Source organism: Ramlibacter aquaticus (assembly GCF_015159745.1).
GTDB classification, from domain to species: Bacteria; Pseudomonadota; Gammaproteobacteria; order Burkholderiales; family Burkholderiaceae_C; genus Ramlibacter; species Ramlibacter aquaticus.
Window position 1 is genome coordinate 32817 of sequence record NZ_JADDOJ010000026.1, and the last position, 14763, is coordinate 47579.

At 70.4% G+C, this 14763-nt stretch carries 10 protein-coding genes; 5 read left to right on the plus strand and 5 right to left on the minus strand.

The window, feature by feature from the left end:
• The first annotated feature begins 2 nt into the window (after positions 1-2).
• From IM725_RS08460 to IM725_RS08470, 3 genes are all read left to right on the plus strand, one after another.
• Positions 3-935: an electron transfer flavoprotein subunit alpha/FixB family protein gene (locus IM725_RS08460; protein WP_193780139.1), complete on the plus strand. Its 933-nt coding sequence runs from the start codon at positions 3-5 to the stop codon at positions 933-935.
• A gap of 117 nt (positions 936-1052) precedes the next feature.
• The gene (locus tag IM725_RS08465) at positions 1053-2843 is read left to right on the plus strand and encodes an acyl-CoA dehydrogenase (protein WP_193780140.1); all 1791 of its coding nucleotides are present in this window, start codon (positions 1053-1055) and stop codon (positions 2841-2843) included.
• Positions 2844-2851: 8 nt separating this feature from the next.
• Positions 2852-3820 carry an NAD(P)H-dependent flavin oxidoreductase gene (locus tag IM725_RS08470; RefSeq protein WP_193780141.1) on the plus strand — a complete coding sequence of 323 codons (969 nt, stop codon included), beginning with the start codon at positions 2852-2854 and terminating at the stop codon, positions 3818-3820.
• 112 nt (positions 3821-3932) lie between these two features.
• On the opposite strand, the gene IM725_RS08475 is transcribed toward IM725_RS08470, so the two are convergent.
• Together IM725_RS08475 and IM725_RS08480 are read right to left on the minus strand one after the other, a co-directional pair.
• Positions 3933-6476, minus strand: coding sequence for a PAS domain-containing hybrid sensor histidine kinase/response regulator (locus IM725_RS08475; protein ID WP_193780142.1), 2544 nt, complete (start codon positions 6474-6476; stop codon positions 3933-3935).
• Between the two features lie 17 nt (positions 6477-6493).
• Positions 6494-7699: an adenylate/guanylate cyclase domain-containing protein gene (locus tag IM725_RS08480; RefSeq protein WP_193780143.1), complete on the minus strand. Its 1206-nt coding sequence runs from the start codon at positions 7697-7699 to the stop codon at positions 6494-6496.
• A gap of 173 nt (positions 7700-7872) precedes the next feature.
• Between IM725_RS08480 and glsA the strand changes: the two genes are divergently transcribed.
• The gene (glsA, locus tag IM725_RS08485) at positions 7873-9711 is read left to right on the plus strand and encodes a glutaminase A (RefSeq protein WP_193780144.1); all 1839 of its coding nucleotides are present in this window, start codon (positions 7873-7875) and stop codon (positions 9709-9711) included.
• A 46-nt stretch (positions 9712-9757) separates the two neighbouring features.
• A complete protein-coding gene (locus IM725_RS08490) occupies positions 9758-10843 on the plus strand; it encodes a PA0069 family radical SAM protein (RefSeq protein ID WP_193780145.1) in 1086 nt (361 codons plus the stop codon).
• Positions 10844-10972: 129 nt separating this feature from the next.
• Here the strand turns inward: IM725_RS08490 and dnaJ are convergent, their stop codons facing one another.
• From dnaJ to grpE, 3 genes are all read right to left on the minus strand, one after another.
• Positions 10973-12127, minus strand: a complete 1155-nt coding sequence (dnaJ, locus tag IM725_RS08495) for a molecular chaperone DnaJ (RefSeq protein WP_193780146.1) — start codon at positions 12125-12127, stop codon at positions 10973-10975.
• A gap of 83 nt (positions 12128-12210) precedes the next feature.
• Complete coding sequence (dnaK, locus tag IM725_RS08500) at positions 12211-14160, minus strand: molecular chaperone DnaK (RefSeq protein WP_193780147.1); 1950 nt, start codon at positions 14158-14160, stop codon at positions 12211-12213.
• 93 nt (positions 14161-14253) lie between these two features.
• Complete coding sequence (grpE, locus tag IM725_RS08505) at positions 14254-14745, minus strand: nucleotide exchange factor GrpE (protein WP_193780151.1); 492 nt, start codon at positions 14743-14745, stop codon at positions 14254-14256.
• Positions 14746-14763 lie beyond the last annotated feature (18 nt).

Genomic DNA, 14763 nt, shown 5'->3' on the forward strand with positions numbered 1-14763 from the left:
TCATGACCGCGCTCGTCATCGCTGAACACGACAACGCCTCCATCAAGGCCGCCACCCTCAACACCGTGACCGCGGCCGCCCAGTGCGGCGGCGAGGTGCACGTGCTGGTCGCCGGCCACAACGCCGGCGCCGCCGCCGCCGCCGCCGCGCAGGTCGCGGGCGTCACCAAGGTGCTGCACGCCGACGCCGCGGGCCTGGCCCACGGCCTGGCCGAGAACGTCGCGGCCCAGGTGCTCGCCATCGCGGGCCAGTACAGCCACATCCTCTTCCCGGCCACCGCCAGCGGGAAGAACGTCGCGCCGCGCGTGGCCGCCAAGCTGGACGTGGGCCAGATCTCGGACGTGACCAAGGTGGTCTCGGCCGACACCTTCGAGCGCCCGATCTACGCCGGCAACGCCATCGCCACCGTCCAGAGCCTGGACGAGAAGAAGGTGATCACCGTGCGCACCACCGGCTTCGACGCGGCGGCCGCCACCGGCGGCTCGGCCGCGGTGGAGACCGTGGCGGCCCAGGCCGACGCGGGCAAGAGCAGCTTCGAAGGCAACGAGATCGCCAAGAACGACCGCCCCGAGCTCACCGCCGCCAAGATCATCGTCTCCGGCGGCCGCGCGCTCGGCTCCTCGGAGAAGTTCAACGAAGTGATGACGCCCCTGGCCGACAAGCTGGGCGCCGCGCTGGGCGCCAGCCGCGCCGCGGTGGACGCCGGCTACGCGCCCAACGACTGGCAGGTCGGGCAGACCGGCAAGATCGTCGCGCCCCAGCTGTACGTGGCCTGCGGCATCTCCGGCGCCATCCAGCACCTGGCCGGCATGAAGGATTCCAAGGTGATCGTGGCGATCAACAAGGACCCCGAAGCGCCCATCTTCTCCGTGGCCGACTACGGCCTGGAGGCCGACCTGTTCACGGCCGTGCCGGAACTGGTCAAGGCGCTGTAACGCCCCTCGGCCGCCCCCCACGGAGGGGGGTGGCCCGCAGGCGCACCCGAGCTGAAATGCGCCTGTTCCCCGCCCGCCGCGTGCGGGCGGGACCCGTTTGAACCTGCGGAGATATCGATGAGCTACAAGGCCCCCCTCAAGGACATGCTGTTCAACATCGAGCACCTGGCGCGTATCGAAGAGATCGCCAAGATGCCCGGTTTCGAGGACGCCAACCTGGAGACCGCGCAGGCGGTGCTCGAGGAGTGCGCGAAGTTCAACGAGGGCGTGGTCGCGCCCCTGAACGTGCCCGGCGACCGCAACCCGTCCGCCCTGAAGGACGGCGTGGTCAGCACCACCCCCGGCTTCGCGGACGCCTTCCGCCAGTTCGCCGAGGGCGGCTGGCAGGGCCTGCAGCACCCGCAGGATTTCGGCGGCCAGGGCCTGCCCAAGACCATTGGCGCCGCCTGCGGCGAAATGCTCAACTCGGCCAACCTCAGCTTCGCGCTCTGCCCGCTGCTGACGGACGGCGCGATCGAGGCGCTGCTCACGGCCGGCTCGGACGAGCTGAAGGCCATCTACCTGGAGAACCTGGTGTCGGGCAAGTGGACCGGCACCATGAACCTCACCGAGCCGCAGGCCGGCTCCGACCTGTCGCTGGTGCGCACCCGCGCCGAGCCGCAGCCCGACGGCACCTACCGCGTCTTCGGCACCAAGATCTACATCACCTACGGTGAGCACGACATGGCCGAGAACATCGTGCACCTGGTGCTGGCCCGCGTGGTCGGCGCGCCGGAGGGCGTGAAGGGCATCAGCCTGTTCGTGGTGCCCAAGTTCATGGTCAACGCCGACGGCTCCCTGGGTGCGCGCAACGACGTGCACTGCGTGAGCATCGAGCACAAGATGGGCATCAAGGCCTCGCCGACGGCGGTGCTGCAGTACGGCGACCACGGCGGTGCCGTGGGCTACCTGGTGGGCGAGGAGAACCGCGGCCTGGAGTACATGTTCATCATGATGAACGCCGCCCGCTACGCGGTGGGCGTGCAGGGCATCGCGATCGCCGAGCGCGCCTACCAGAAGGCCGTGCAGTACGCGCGCGACCGCGTGCAGTCGCGCCCGGTGGACGGCTCCATGAACGCCGCCGCGCCCATCATCCACCACCCGGACGTGCGCCGCATGCTGATGACCATGCGCGCCACCACCGAAGGCTGCCGGGCCATGGCCGCGGTGGCCGCGGCCGCCTACGACGCCGCCCACCACCACCCGGACGCCGCGGTGCGCAAGCAGAACCAGGCCTTCTACGAATTCCTCGTGCCGCTGGTCAAGGGCTACAGCACCGAGATGAGCCTGGAGGTGACTTCGCTGGGCGTGCAGGTGCACGGCGGCATGGGCTTCATCGAGGAGACCGGCGCCGCGCAGTACTACCGCGACGCCAAGATCCTCACCATCTACGAAGGCACGACCGCGATCCAGGCCAACGACCTGGTGGGCCGCAAGACGGCGCGTGACGGTGGCCAGGGCGCCCGCGCCATCGCCGCGCAGGTGGAAGTGACCGAGGGCGAGCTCGCCCGCAGCGGCAGCGCCGATGCGAAGGCCGTGCTCAAGCGCCTCGCGGCGGCGCGCCAGGCCTTCCTGGACGTGGTCGACTACATGGCCGGCCAGGCCAAGGCCTCGCCAAATGGCGTGTACGCCGGCTCGGTGCCCTACCTGATGCTGGCCGGCAACCTGGTGGCGGGCTGGCAGATGGCCCGCGCGCTGCTGGTGGCCGAGGCCGCTGCCGCGCGCGGCGAGGACGTCGCCTTCATGCAGGCCAAGGTGGCCACCGCGCGCTTCTACGCCGACCACATCCTGTCCCGCGCGCCGGGCACCCGCGACGCCATCGTCGAGGGCGCCGACAGCGTGACCTCGCTGGCCCTCGAAGCCTTCTGAGGAACCCCATGTCCAAGCTGCCCGCGGTGTTCAGCCGCCTGCGCCTGCCCGTCATCGGCTCGCCGCTCTTCATCATCAGCAACCCCAAGCTGGTGATCGCCCAGTGCCAGGCCGGCATCGTGGGCTCCATGCCCGCGCTCAACGCCCGCCCGGCCTCCATGCTGGACGAGTGGCTGCACGAGATCACCGAGACGCTGGCCGCGTACGACCGGGCCAACCCCGACCGGCCGAGCGCGCCCTTCGCCATCAACCAGATCGTGCACAAGAGCAACGACCGGCTCGACCACGACATGGAAGTGATGGCCAAGTACAAGGCGCCCATCGTGATCACCTCGCTGGGCGCGCGCACCGACGTCAACGACGCGGTGCATGCCTACGGCGGCGTGGTGCTGCACGACATCATCAACAACGCCTTCGCCCGCAAGGCGATCGAGAAGGGCGCCGACGGCCTGATCGCGGTGGCGGCCGGCGCCGGCGGCCACGCGGGCGTGAAGAGCCCCTTCGCGCTGATCCAGGAGATCCGCACCTGGTTCGACGGCCCGCTGGCGCTGTCCGGCGCGATCGCCACCGGCGACGCGATGCTGGCCGCGCAGGCCATGGGCGCCGACTTCGGCTACATCGGCTCGGCCTTCATCGCCACCGAGGAGGCGCGGGCCTCCGAGGCCTACAAGCAGGCCATCGTCGAAGGCAACTCCGACGACATCGTCTACTCCAACCTGTTCACCGGGGTGCACGGCAACTACCTGAAGCCCAGCATCGTGGCGGCCGGCCTGGATCCGGACAACCTGCCCGAGAGCGACCCCACCAAGATGAACTTCGGCGACGGGGCCAAGAAGGCCTGGAAGGACATCTGGGGCTGCGGCCAGGGCATCGGCGCCGTGCAGCAGGTGCTGCCCGCGGCCGAACTGGTGGCGCGGCTGGCGCGCGAGTACGACGCGGCGCGCGCGCGCCTGGGCCTGGCCGCCGTCACGCACTGACATCCGCCACCGGCGCACGGCCCGGCCGCAGCCGGATCGGGCAGGGCGCCGCCCATCACCCGCAGCAGATCCGGCGGGCGCAGCCGCCCGCGGATCACGCCGTGGTCCCGCCTCAGGCCGCCGCTTCGGCGGCCCCCAGCGCGGCCTCCAGCGCGCTGACCAGCGGCGCCAGGGTCGCCGCGAATTGCTCCAGCAGGGGGTCCAGCGTGGCGCGCGGCTCGCGCTGGCGCAGGGCCTGCTCCACCGAGGCCGCGCAGGCGGCCACCGCATCCGCGCCCACCGTGGCGGCCACGCCCTTGGCGGTGTGGGCCAGGCGCTCGGCCGCCGCGGCGTCGCCCGCATCCAGTGCCTGGCGCACCTGCGCCGGCGCATGGCGCTGGCCGTCCAGGTAGCGGCGCAGCATGGCCAGGTAGAGCGGCCGGCGCTGCAGCATGCGGCGCAGGCCGCTGGTGGCATCCAGCCCCGGGATGCACATCAGGGGGTCTGCCGCAGCGTCAGGCGCTGCCGCCACCGGCGCGTCGCGCCCGGTCGACGGCGTCGCGCCCAGGGCCTTGTGGGGCGCAGGCTGCGCCGCCGGCGTCGGCCGTGCATCGGCGGCCGGCTGCGCCCGCGTCGGCAGCCAGCGCACCAGCGCAGCGGCGAGGTCCTGCGGCGCGATGGGCTTGGTGACGAAATCGTTCATGCCTGCGTTCATGCAGCGCTCCCTGTCGCGCTGCATCACGCTCGCGGTCATCGCGACGACGGGCAGCGCCTGGAATTCGGGGTGACGGCGGATCTCCAGCGTGGCGCTGATGCCGTCCATCAGCGGCATCTGCATGTCCATGAGCACCAGGTCCCAGGGCTCTTCGCGAACCCGGGCCAGGCCGTCCTGGCCGTTGGCCGCGATGGCCACCTGGAAGCCCATGTCCTCCAGCAGCTCGCGGGCCACGCGCTGGTTGATGTCGTTGTCCTCCACCAGCAGCAGGCGCGCGCCGCGGCGTGCCGCCAGCTGGGCCGCCAGCACTTCCTCGAGGTCGCCCGCGGGGCCGGGCCTGGCCTTCTCCTGCGGTGCGTGCGTGCCGTCGGCCGCACTGCCCACGCCGATGCGCACGGTGAACCAGAAGGTGCTGCCCAGGCCCCAGCGGCTGTCCACCCCGGTGTCGCCGCCCATGAGCCGGGCCAGCTGGCGCGAGATGGCCAGGCCCAGGCCGGTGCCGCCGTAGCGGCGGGTGGTGGAGGTGTCGGCCTGCTCGAAGCTCTGGAACAGCCGGGCCGTCTGGTCGGCGGTGAGGCCGATGCCGGTGTCCGAAACGCCGAAGTGCAGCAGTGCGGTGTCGTCGGCGCGCTCCAGCAGGCGCACGCTCACCACCACCTCGCCCTGCTCGGTGTACTTCACCGCGTTGTCGGCGTAGTTGATCAGGATCTGGCCGATGCGCAGCGGGTCGCCCACCAGGTGGTGCGGCACGTCCTCGCCGACCTCGAAGCGCAGCGCCAGGCCCTTGGCCGTGCTCTTGGGCGTGGTGAGGTCCGACACGTCGCCCAGCACCTTGTCCAGCGTGAAGGCGGCGCGTTCGATGGCGATCTTGCCAGCCTCGATCTTGGAGAAGTCCAGGATGTCGTTGACGATGCCCAGCAGGTGCTGGCCGGCGGCCTGCACCTTGCCGATGTAGTCGCGCTGGCGCGCGTCCAGGCCGGTCTTCAGCGCCAGGTGCGACAGGCCGATGACGGCATTGAGCGGCGTGCGGATCTCATGGCTCATGTTGGCCAGGAAGTCCGTCTTCATGCGCGTGGCCTGCTCGGCCACCTCGCGGGCGCGGCGGGTCGCCTCCCAGGCCTGGCGCTGCTCGGTCGCGTCCTTGAGCGTGACGATGTAGATGTCGTCCTCGCCGTGCGAGGCCAGGGCGACGGTCAGCTCCAGGCTGCGCTCGCTGCCGTCGGCGCGGTGGTAGGTGGTCTCCCAGGGCACGGCGCGGCCGCGCGCCGAGAGCTGCGCGTCCACCGCGCGCAGGGCCTCGGCCGTCCAGCCCGGGTCCAGCTCCTGCAGGCTGCAGCCCAGCAGCTGGTCGATGCGGCGGCCCAGCAGCTCGCAGGCCGCGGGGTTGGCGTAAGACAGCTGGAGCGACCTGCGGCGCACCCAGAGCATGGGGCCTGAGCTTTCCACCACCACGTGGTTGAACATCATCTCCTGCTCGAAGCGCACCCGCTGGGTCACGTCCCGGTAGTTGACGACCTTGCCCACCACCTGGCCGCGCACCACCTGCGGCGCCACGTAGCGCTCGAAGATGCGCCCGTCCAGCAGCTCGACCACGTTGAAGTCCTCGCTGTCCTGCGCGCGGCGCGAGACCTGCTGGCGGAACTCCTCCGGGTCGCTGACCTGCACCTCCAGCAGCGCGCTCAGCGCGGCCTCGCCCATGCCCTCCAGCCCGTCGTGCGGCAGCCGCCACATCTCGACGAAGGCGGCGTTGAAGTAGATGGCCTCGTCCTCGAAACGCACGGCCAGCACGCCGTCGGTGGTGGACTCCAGCGTGGACACCAGCAGCGAGAGCGAGGCCCGGGTGGCGGCCAGCTTCTGACCCTGCTCGGCCAGCAGGCGGTCCCGCCGGGCCAGCTCGGCGCGCAGCGCCAGCAGCTCGTCCTCGAGCCGCGGGGCGTCGTCGCGCTGGCCGAAGGCGAGCATGGTCCGCGTGTCTTTCTTCAGTGCAGCCGGCCGGCCAGGGGGCCGGTGGCGAGCCCGTGCGAGGCCGCGTGCAGCCCCGCTGCGTCGGTGGCCGGCTGCACGCGCAGGCGCAGCCGCTGCAGCAGCTCGCGGGTGGCATCCGCGCTGCCGCCCGACGTCGCCAGCCGGACCGACCAGGCGCGCAGCGGCTGGGCGAAGCCCTTGGCCACCAGGGGCTGCTGCTCCACCGCTTCGATCTCTTCGGCGACCAGGGCGTGGGTCTCGGCGGACAGCAGCACGCCACCGGCCGGCGCGGCCTGCTCCAGGCGGGCCGCCTTGTTCACCTCGGCGCCGATGATGGTGTAGTCCATGCGCAGGTCGCCGCCGAAGTTGCCGACGTCGCAGACCCCGGTGTGTATGCCCATGCGTACGGCCAGCTCGCGGGCGACCCCGGCGGCGCGCCAGCGCTGGTGCAGGGGTTCCATGGCCTGCTGCATGGCGATGGCCATGCGCACGCACTGCAGCGCGTCCTCGCGCACGCCGCGGGTGTGCGGGTCGCCGAAGAACACCACCATGCCGTCGCCCACGAACTTGTCGATGGTGCCGCCGTGCGCGTAGGCGATGCGCGACATCTCGCTGAAGTAGCTGTTGAGCACGAAGGTGACTTCTTCCGGCTCCCAGCTGGCCGTGGCGGCGGTGAAGTCCTTGATGTCGGAGAAGAAGATGCTGAGCCTGCGCCTGCGGGTGCGCACCTCGGCCGTGGCGCGGCCCTCGAACAGGGACTGGTAGAGCTGGGGCGACAGGTAGCGGCCCAGCTGCTGCGAGAGGTGCTGCAGCCGGCGCGAGGCGGCAGCGCGCTCGAGCTGCGAGCGCACGCGCGCCAGCAGGATGGGCGCGCTGATCGGCTTGGTGATGTAGTCGGCGGCGCCCAGGTCCAGGCCCAGCTCTTCCTGCTCGGGGCTGTCCAGTGCGGTGAGGAAGATGACCGGCAGGTCGGCGGTGCGCAGGTCCTGGCGCATCCGCCGCATCACCGCATGCCCGTCCAGGCCGGGCATCAGGATGTCCAGCAGCACCAGGTCGGGCAGGGGCTCGGCGTCCAGGCAGGCGAGCGCATCCTCGCCGCTGGCCGCGACCTGCACCTCGCACAGGTCCTCCAGCAGCGACTGCATCAGGAAGCGGTTGTCCTCGCTGTCGTCGACCACCAGCACGCGGGGGCGGACGGGACTGGATTCGCCGGTGTTCATGGATTGCCTCTCGGGTTGGTGCGCCTCGCCATGAAACCATTTCCCCGGGGACCCAGCCGTACGCCAAAAACACCTCAAGCCTAAGCAGATTGCTTACGCGGGCGCCGTGCACCACCCTGGTGCAGTTGTGTGGAACGCCTCTTGCTCATCCAAGGCATGAAGGAGAGCCGCGCATGAGCACCGCCCCGGGGTCCCCACACCCGGCCTCGCCGGTCGAGGCCGTCCTGCATGCCCTGTTCGAGCGCCACCGTTCCACCCTGGAAGGTCAGGTCGCCGACTACATTCCCGAACTCTCCAACGCCGACCCCCGTGCCTTCGGCATCTGCATCGCCACCCGCGACGGCCATGTGTACGAGGTGGGCGACACGCGCCAGCCCTTCACCATCCAGTCCATCAGCAAGGCCCTGGTCTATGGCCTGGCGCTGCAGGACCGGGGCGAGGAGGAGATCCTCAGGCGCATCGGCGTGGAGCCCTCGGGCGACGCGTTCAATGCGATCAGCCTGCGCCCTGGCAGCGGCGCGCCCTTCAACCCCATGATCAACGCCGGGGCGATCGCCGCCTGCGGCCTGCTCGACAAGGACGCCGCGGGCAGCCGCATCGCGCGCGTGCTGGAGTTCCTGTCCGGCTTCGCCGGCCGCGCACTGGACATCGACGAGGCGGTCTACCGCTCGGAAAGCGAGACCGGGCACCGCAACCGCGCGATCGGCTGGATGCTGCGCAATGTCGGCATCCTGGACGAGGACCCCACGGACACCCTGGAAACCTACTTCCGCCAGTGCGCGGTGCGGGTCACCTGCCGCGACCTCGCGCTCATGGCCGCCACGCTGGCCAACCACGGCCTGCATCCCGTCACCGGCCAGGTGGCGGTGCAGCCCGGGGCCGTGCGCAACATCCTCTCGGTGATGTCCACCTGCGGCATGTACGACGCCTCGGGCGAGTGGATCTACAGGGTGGGCCTGCCGGCCAAGAGCGGCGTGGGCGGCGGCGTGATGGCCGTGCTGCCGGGCCAGCTGGGCATCGGCGTGTTCTCGCCGCCGCTGGACGCGCAGGGCAACAGCGTGCGCGGCGTGCGGGTCTGCACCGATCTGTCGCGCGAGCTGTCGCTGCACCTCTTCCAGGCCGGTGGCCCCCTGCCGGCGCTGCGGCTGGTGTACGACGCCAGCAAAGTGCATTCGCGCCGCCGCCGCAGCCCCTGGCAGCGCGAACTGCTGGCCCAGGAAGGCCACCGCATCCGGGTGATGGAGTTGCAGGGCGACCTGGTCTTCGGCAGCGTGGAGCCGGTGATCCGCGCAGCGCACGAGCAGGCGTCCGGCCTGCGGGCCCTGGTGCTGGACCTGCGCAACGTGCTGGCCGCCGACGAGCCCAGCCTGCGGCTGCTGGCCCGCCTGCAGCAGGGCCTGGCGGCGGGCGGACTGTCGGTCAGCCTGTGCCATGCACGCGCGCTGGGGCCCCGGCTGGTGGCCCAGGGGCTGGCGCCCGGATCGCTCAAGCCCGACATCGACATGGCCCTGGAGGCGGCCGAGGAGCTGCTGCTGTCGCGCGATGCGCGCCAGGCGGGCGCGGGGGCCGCGGTCGCGCTGCGCGAGTGCGAACTGCTGGCGCCGCTGGCCCCGCAGGACCTGGCCTGGCTGGAGGCGCTCATGCCCGAGCAGGGGTTTGCCGCGGGAGAGCCGGTGGTCCGCGCCGGGGACCCGGGCGACGCGATGTTCTTCCTGCTCGAAGGCACGGTGGAGGTGCGCCTGTCCGGGCCGGGTCCGGGCCGCGGCCGCCGCGTCGACGTGTTCACCGCCGGCATGAGCTTCGGCGAGATGGCCTTCATCGACGGTGCGCCGCGCTCGGCGGACGTGGTCGCCGTGCAGCCCACGCGCTGCCGCGTCCTGCCCCTGGCGGTGTTCGAGCGCCTGGACCGGGAGCGGCCCCAGCTCAAGATCCGCCTGTTGCAGCAGGTGACGCGCCAGCTGTCGACCAACCTGCGGCGCATCAACGCGGAGGCCCAGGCCATGCGCGGCTGAAACAGCTGCATACCTGGACTGTATGGAATAACAGTATCATGCGGGCATGGGTGAAGTTGCCATCCCGCTGCAGGCGCTCAAGGGCCGGGGCGCCGCCTCGCGCCTGGCGCACCGTTTCCAGGCCGAGGACCGCGGCGGTTTCGACGACGGCTGGGGCAGCCTGCCGGACCTGCTGGACGGCCAGCCCGCGCCGGCCACGCAGGTCACCTGGGAAGACGCGAAGTCCGTCATCGCGCGCAACGCCTCGCCCGACATCTACTTCGACCGCTCGCTCAACCCCTACCGGGGCTGCGAGCACGGTTGCATCTACTGCTACGCCCGGCCCACCCACAGCTACCTCAACCTCTCGCCGGGCCTGGATTTCGAAACCCGCCTGATCGCCAAGCGCAACGTCGCGCAGAAGCTGCGCGAGGAACTGTCGCGCCCGGGCTACCAGCCCTCGGTGATCGCCATCGGCAGCGCCACAGACTGCTACCAGCCGGTGGAGCGCGAGCTGCGGCTCACCCGGGCCGTGCTGGAGGTCCTCAGCGAGGCGCGGCACCCCTTCGCGCTGGTCACCAAGTCCAGCGGCGTGGAGCGCGACCTGGACCTGATCGCCCCCATGGCCCGGGACGGCCTTGCGGCGGTCTACATCACCATCACCACGCTGGACGCCGACCTGTGCCGCAAGCTGGAGCCGCGCGCCGCGGCGCCGCACCGCCGCCTGCGCACCCTGCGCACCCTGGCCGAGGCCGGCGTGCCCTGCGGCATCAGCCTGGCGCCGCAGATACCCTTCCTCAACGAGGACATGGAGCAGGTGATGGAAGCCGCCTGGGAGGCCGGCGCGCGCAGCGCCTTCTACCATGTGCTTCGCCTGCCCTGGGAGGTGGCGCCGCTGTTCCGTGAATGGCTGGAGGTGCACTACCCGCAACGCGCGGCCCGCATCATGGCCCGGGTGCAGGAGATGCGGGGCGGCAAGGACTACGACGCCGACTTCGCCACCCGCATGAAGGGCAGCGGGGTGTGGGCGCAACTGATCGGCCAGCGCTTCCAGAAGGCGGCGGCGCGGCTGGGCTACAACCGCGAGCGCAGGGTGCTGGACAGCACGCAGTTCCGGCCGCCCGGGGCGGCGGGGCAGGGCAGCCTGTTCTGAGGGCGATGGTCCTCGTCGCCAGGCATTCCTGTGCGCCAGGCCTCCAGCGGTGTGCGCACGACCCGCTGGCGCCGGTAAAGAAAAAGGGCCTGCATGGCAGGCCCCGTGTCGCAGGCATCGCCCGCAGCGTCAGGCGCTGAAGAAGCCCTTGAGCTTGTCGGCCCAGCTTTCCTCGCCCGGCGAGTGCTTGGCGCCGCCCTTCTTCAGCGATTCGTCCAGCTCGCGCAGCAGCTTGCGCTGGTGCTCGGTCAGCTTGACCGGCGTCTCCACCGCGATGTGGCAGTACAGGTCGCCCGGGTAGCTGGAGCGCACGCCCTTGATGCCCTTGCCGCGCAGGCGGAACTGCTTGCCCGGCTGCGTGCCCTCGGGGATGTCGATGGCGGCTTTGCCGGCCAGCGTGGGCACCTCGATCTCGCCGCCCAGCGCCGCGCGGGTGATGCTGATGGGCACCACGCAGTGCAGGTCGTCGCCGTCGCGCTCGAAGATCTCGTGCTTCTTCAGCCGGATCTCGATGTACAGGTCGCCCGGGGGGCCGCCGTTGGTGCCGGGCTCGCCGTTGCCGGCACTGCGGATGCGCATGCCGTCGTCGATGCCGGCGGGGATCTTCACCTCCAGCGTCTTCTGCTTCTTGACGCGGCCCTGGCCGTGGCAGGTGGGGCAGGGCTCGGGGATGATCTTGCCGGAGCCGCGGCAGTGCGGGCAGGTCTGCTGCACGCTGAAGAAGCCCTGGCGCATCTGCACCACGCCCTGGCCGTTGCAGGTGGTGCAGGTCTTGGCCTGGGTGCCGGGCTTGGCGCCCGAGCCGTGGCAGGTGTCGCAGCCTTCCCACGAGGGAATGCGGATCTGCGCTTCCTTGCCGGTGGCGGCTTCCTCCAGCGTCACTTCCATGGCGTAGGAGAGGTCGCTGCCGCGGTAGACCTGGCGACCGCCGCCGCGCCCGCCGCGCGCGCCCCCGCCGCCCTGGCCGAAGATGTCGCCGAAGATGTCGCCGAAGGCCTCCGCGAAACCGCCGAAGCCCTCCGCGCCCGGGCCGCCCGCGCCCCGCATGTTGGGGTCCACGCCGGCGTGGCCGTACTGGTCGTAGGCCGAGCGCTTCTCGGCGTCCGAGAGCATCTCGTAGGCCTCCTTGGCCTCCTTGAACTTCGCCTCGGCCGTCTTGTCACCCTCGTTGCGGTCGGGGTGGTACTTCATCGCCAGCTTGCGATAAGCCTTCTTGATCTCGTCCTCCGAGGCGTTCTTGGGCACCCCGAGGATTTCGTAATAGTCTCTTTTGCTGCCAGCCATGTTCGTGTTCTTTCGAAGTGCGAACGCCGCGCCAGCCGTGAGGGCTGTGCGCGGCGCGTCGCCGGGTGTTCAGCCCGCGGGCATCAGCCCTTCTTCACTTCCTTGACTTCGGCGTCGACCACGTTGTCGTCGGCCGGCTTGGAAGCCGTGGCGGACTCGGCGCCGCCCGCCGCCGCGCCGGCACCGGCGGCCTGCGCCGCCTGCTGCGCCTGCATGTCGGCGTACATCTTCTCGCCCAGCTTCTGGCTCACGCTCATGAGCGCATCGGTCTTGGCGCTGATCGCGTCCTTGTCCTCGCCCTTGAGCGCTTCCTCGGCCTCCTTGATGGCGGCCTCGATCTTTTCCTTCTCGCCGCCGTCCAGCTTGTCGCCGTACTCGCCCAGGCTCTTGCGCACCGAGTGAACCAGCGCCTCGCCCTGGTTGCGGGCCTGCACCAGCTCGAGCTTCTTCTTGTCCTCTTCGGCGTTCAGCTCGGCGTCCTTCACCATCTTCTGGATCTCGTCCTCCGACAGGCCCGAGTTCGCCTTGATGGTGATCTTGTTTTCCTTGCCGGTGCCCTTGTCCTTGGCGCTCACGTGCAGGATGCCGTTGGCGTCGATGTCGAAGGTCACCTCGATCTGCGGCAGGCCGCGCGGCGCCGGCGGAATGCCTTCCAGGTTGAACTCGCCCAGCAGCTTGTTGCCGCTGGCCATCTCGCGCTCACCCTGGAAGCACTTGATCGTCACCGCCGGCTGGTTGTCGTCAGCGGTCGAGAAGGTCTGCGCGAACTTGGTCGGGATGGTCGTGTTCTTCTGGATCATCTTGGTCATCACGCCGCCCAGGGTCTCGATGCCCAGGGACAGCGGGGTGACGTCCAGCAGCAGCACGTCCTTGCGGTCGCCGCCCAGCACCTGGCCCTGGATGGCCGCGCCCACGGCGACGGCTTCATCGGGGTTCACGTCCTTGCGCGGCTCCTTGCCGAACAGCTCCTTGACCTTCTCCTGCACCTTGGGCATGCGGGTCTGGCCGCCGACCAGGATCACGTCGTGGATGTCCGAGATGGACACGCCGGCGTCCTTGATGGCGGTGCGGCAGGGGGCGATGGTGCGCTCGATCAGCTCCTCCACCAGCGACTCCAGCTTGGCGCGGGTCAGCTTCAGGTTCAGGTGCTTGGGACCGGAGGCGTCGGCCGTGATGTAGGGCAGGTTGATGTCGGTCTGGTTGCTGTTGGACAGCTCGATCTTGGCCTTCTCGGCGGCTTCCTTCAGGCGCTGCAGGGCGAGCACGTCCTTGGACAGGTCCACGCCCTGTTCCTTCTTGAACTCGCCGATGATGTAGTCGATGATGCGCTGGTCGAAGTCCTCGCCGCCCAGGAAGGTGTCGCCGTTGGTGGAGAGCACCTCGAACTGCTTCTCGCCGTCGACGTCCGCGATCTCGATGATGGAGACGTCGAAGGTGCCGCCGCCCAGGTCGTACACGGCGATCTTGCGATCGCCCTTTTCCTGCTTGTCCAGGCCGAAGGCCAGGGCCGCGGCGGTGGGCTCGTTGATGATGCGCTTGACGTCCAGGCCGGCGATGCGGCCGGCGTCCTTGGTGGCCTGGCGCTGGCTGTCGTTGAAGTAGGCCGGCACCGTGATCACGGCCTCGGTCACGGCCTCGCCCAGGTAGTCCTCGGCGGTCTTCTTCATCTTGCGCAGCACTTCGGCCGAGATCTGCGGCGGGGCCAGCTTCTTGTCGCGCACCGAGACCCAGGCGTCGCCGTTGTCGGCCTTGCTGATCTCGTAGGGCATGAGGTGGATGTCCTTCTGGACTTCCTTTTCCTCGAACTTGCGGCCGATCAGGCGCTTGACGGCGTACAGCGTGTTCTTGGCGTTGGTCACCGCCTGGCGCTTGGCCGAGGCGCCGACGAGGATCTCGCCGTCCTCCTGGTAGGCGACGATGGACGGCGTGGTGCGCGCGCCCTCGCTGTTCTCGATGACCTTGGGCGTGTTGCCCTCCATGACCGCCACGCACGAGTTGGTGGTGCCGAGGTCGATGCCGATGATGCGTCCCATGATTTCTCCTTGCTCTCTGGGGCTTGCGCCCGATTCAGTCTTGATGGGGGTTAGCTGTGGATAAGTTGTGGGGTTTCAAGCCGGGGGCTGCACTCACTTGGGCGCGGACACCGTCACCAGCGCAGGGCGCAGCACGCGCTCGGCGATCAGGTAACCCTTCTGCAGCACGGCGACCACGGTGTTGGCTTCCTGTGTGGAACCGGGGGGCATCGGCACCACCGAGATGGCCTGGTGCTGGTGCGGATCGAACCTGGCGCCGGCCGCGGGCGCGATCTCGACCACCTTGTTGCGTTCCAGGGCGCTCTTGAGCTGGCGCAGGGTCGCCTCGGCGCCCTCTCGGATCTGCTCGATGGTGGCCGCCTGGATGGCCAGGCCGGCTTCCAGGCTGTCCAGCACCGGCAGCAGGGACTCGGCGAAGCTCTCCACGGCGAACTTGCGCGCCTTGGCGATCTCGTCCTCGGCGCGGCGGCGCGTGTTCTGCATGTCGGCCTGGGCGCGCAGGTACTGCTCGCCCAGTTCGGCGTTCTTCGCCTGCAGCACCGCGATCTCGGCCTGCGCGACGGTCAGGGCGTCTTCGCCGGCCAGGGCGGCGGGGGCCGGGGC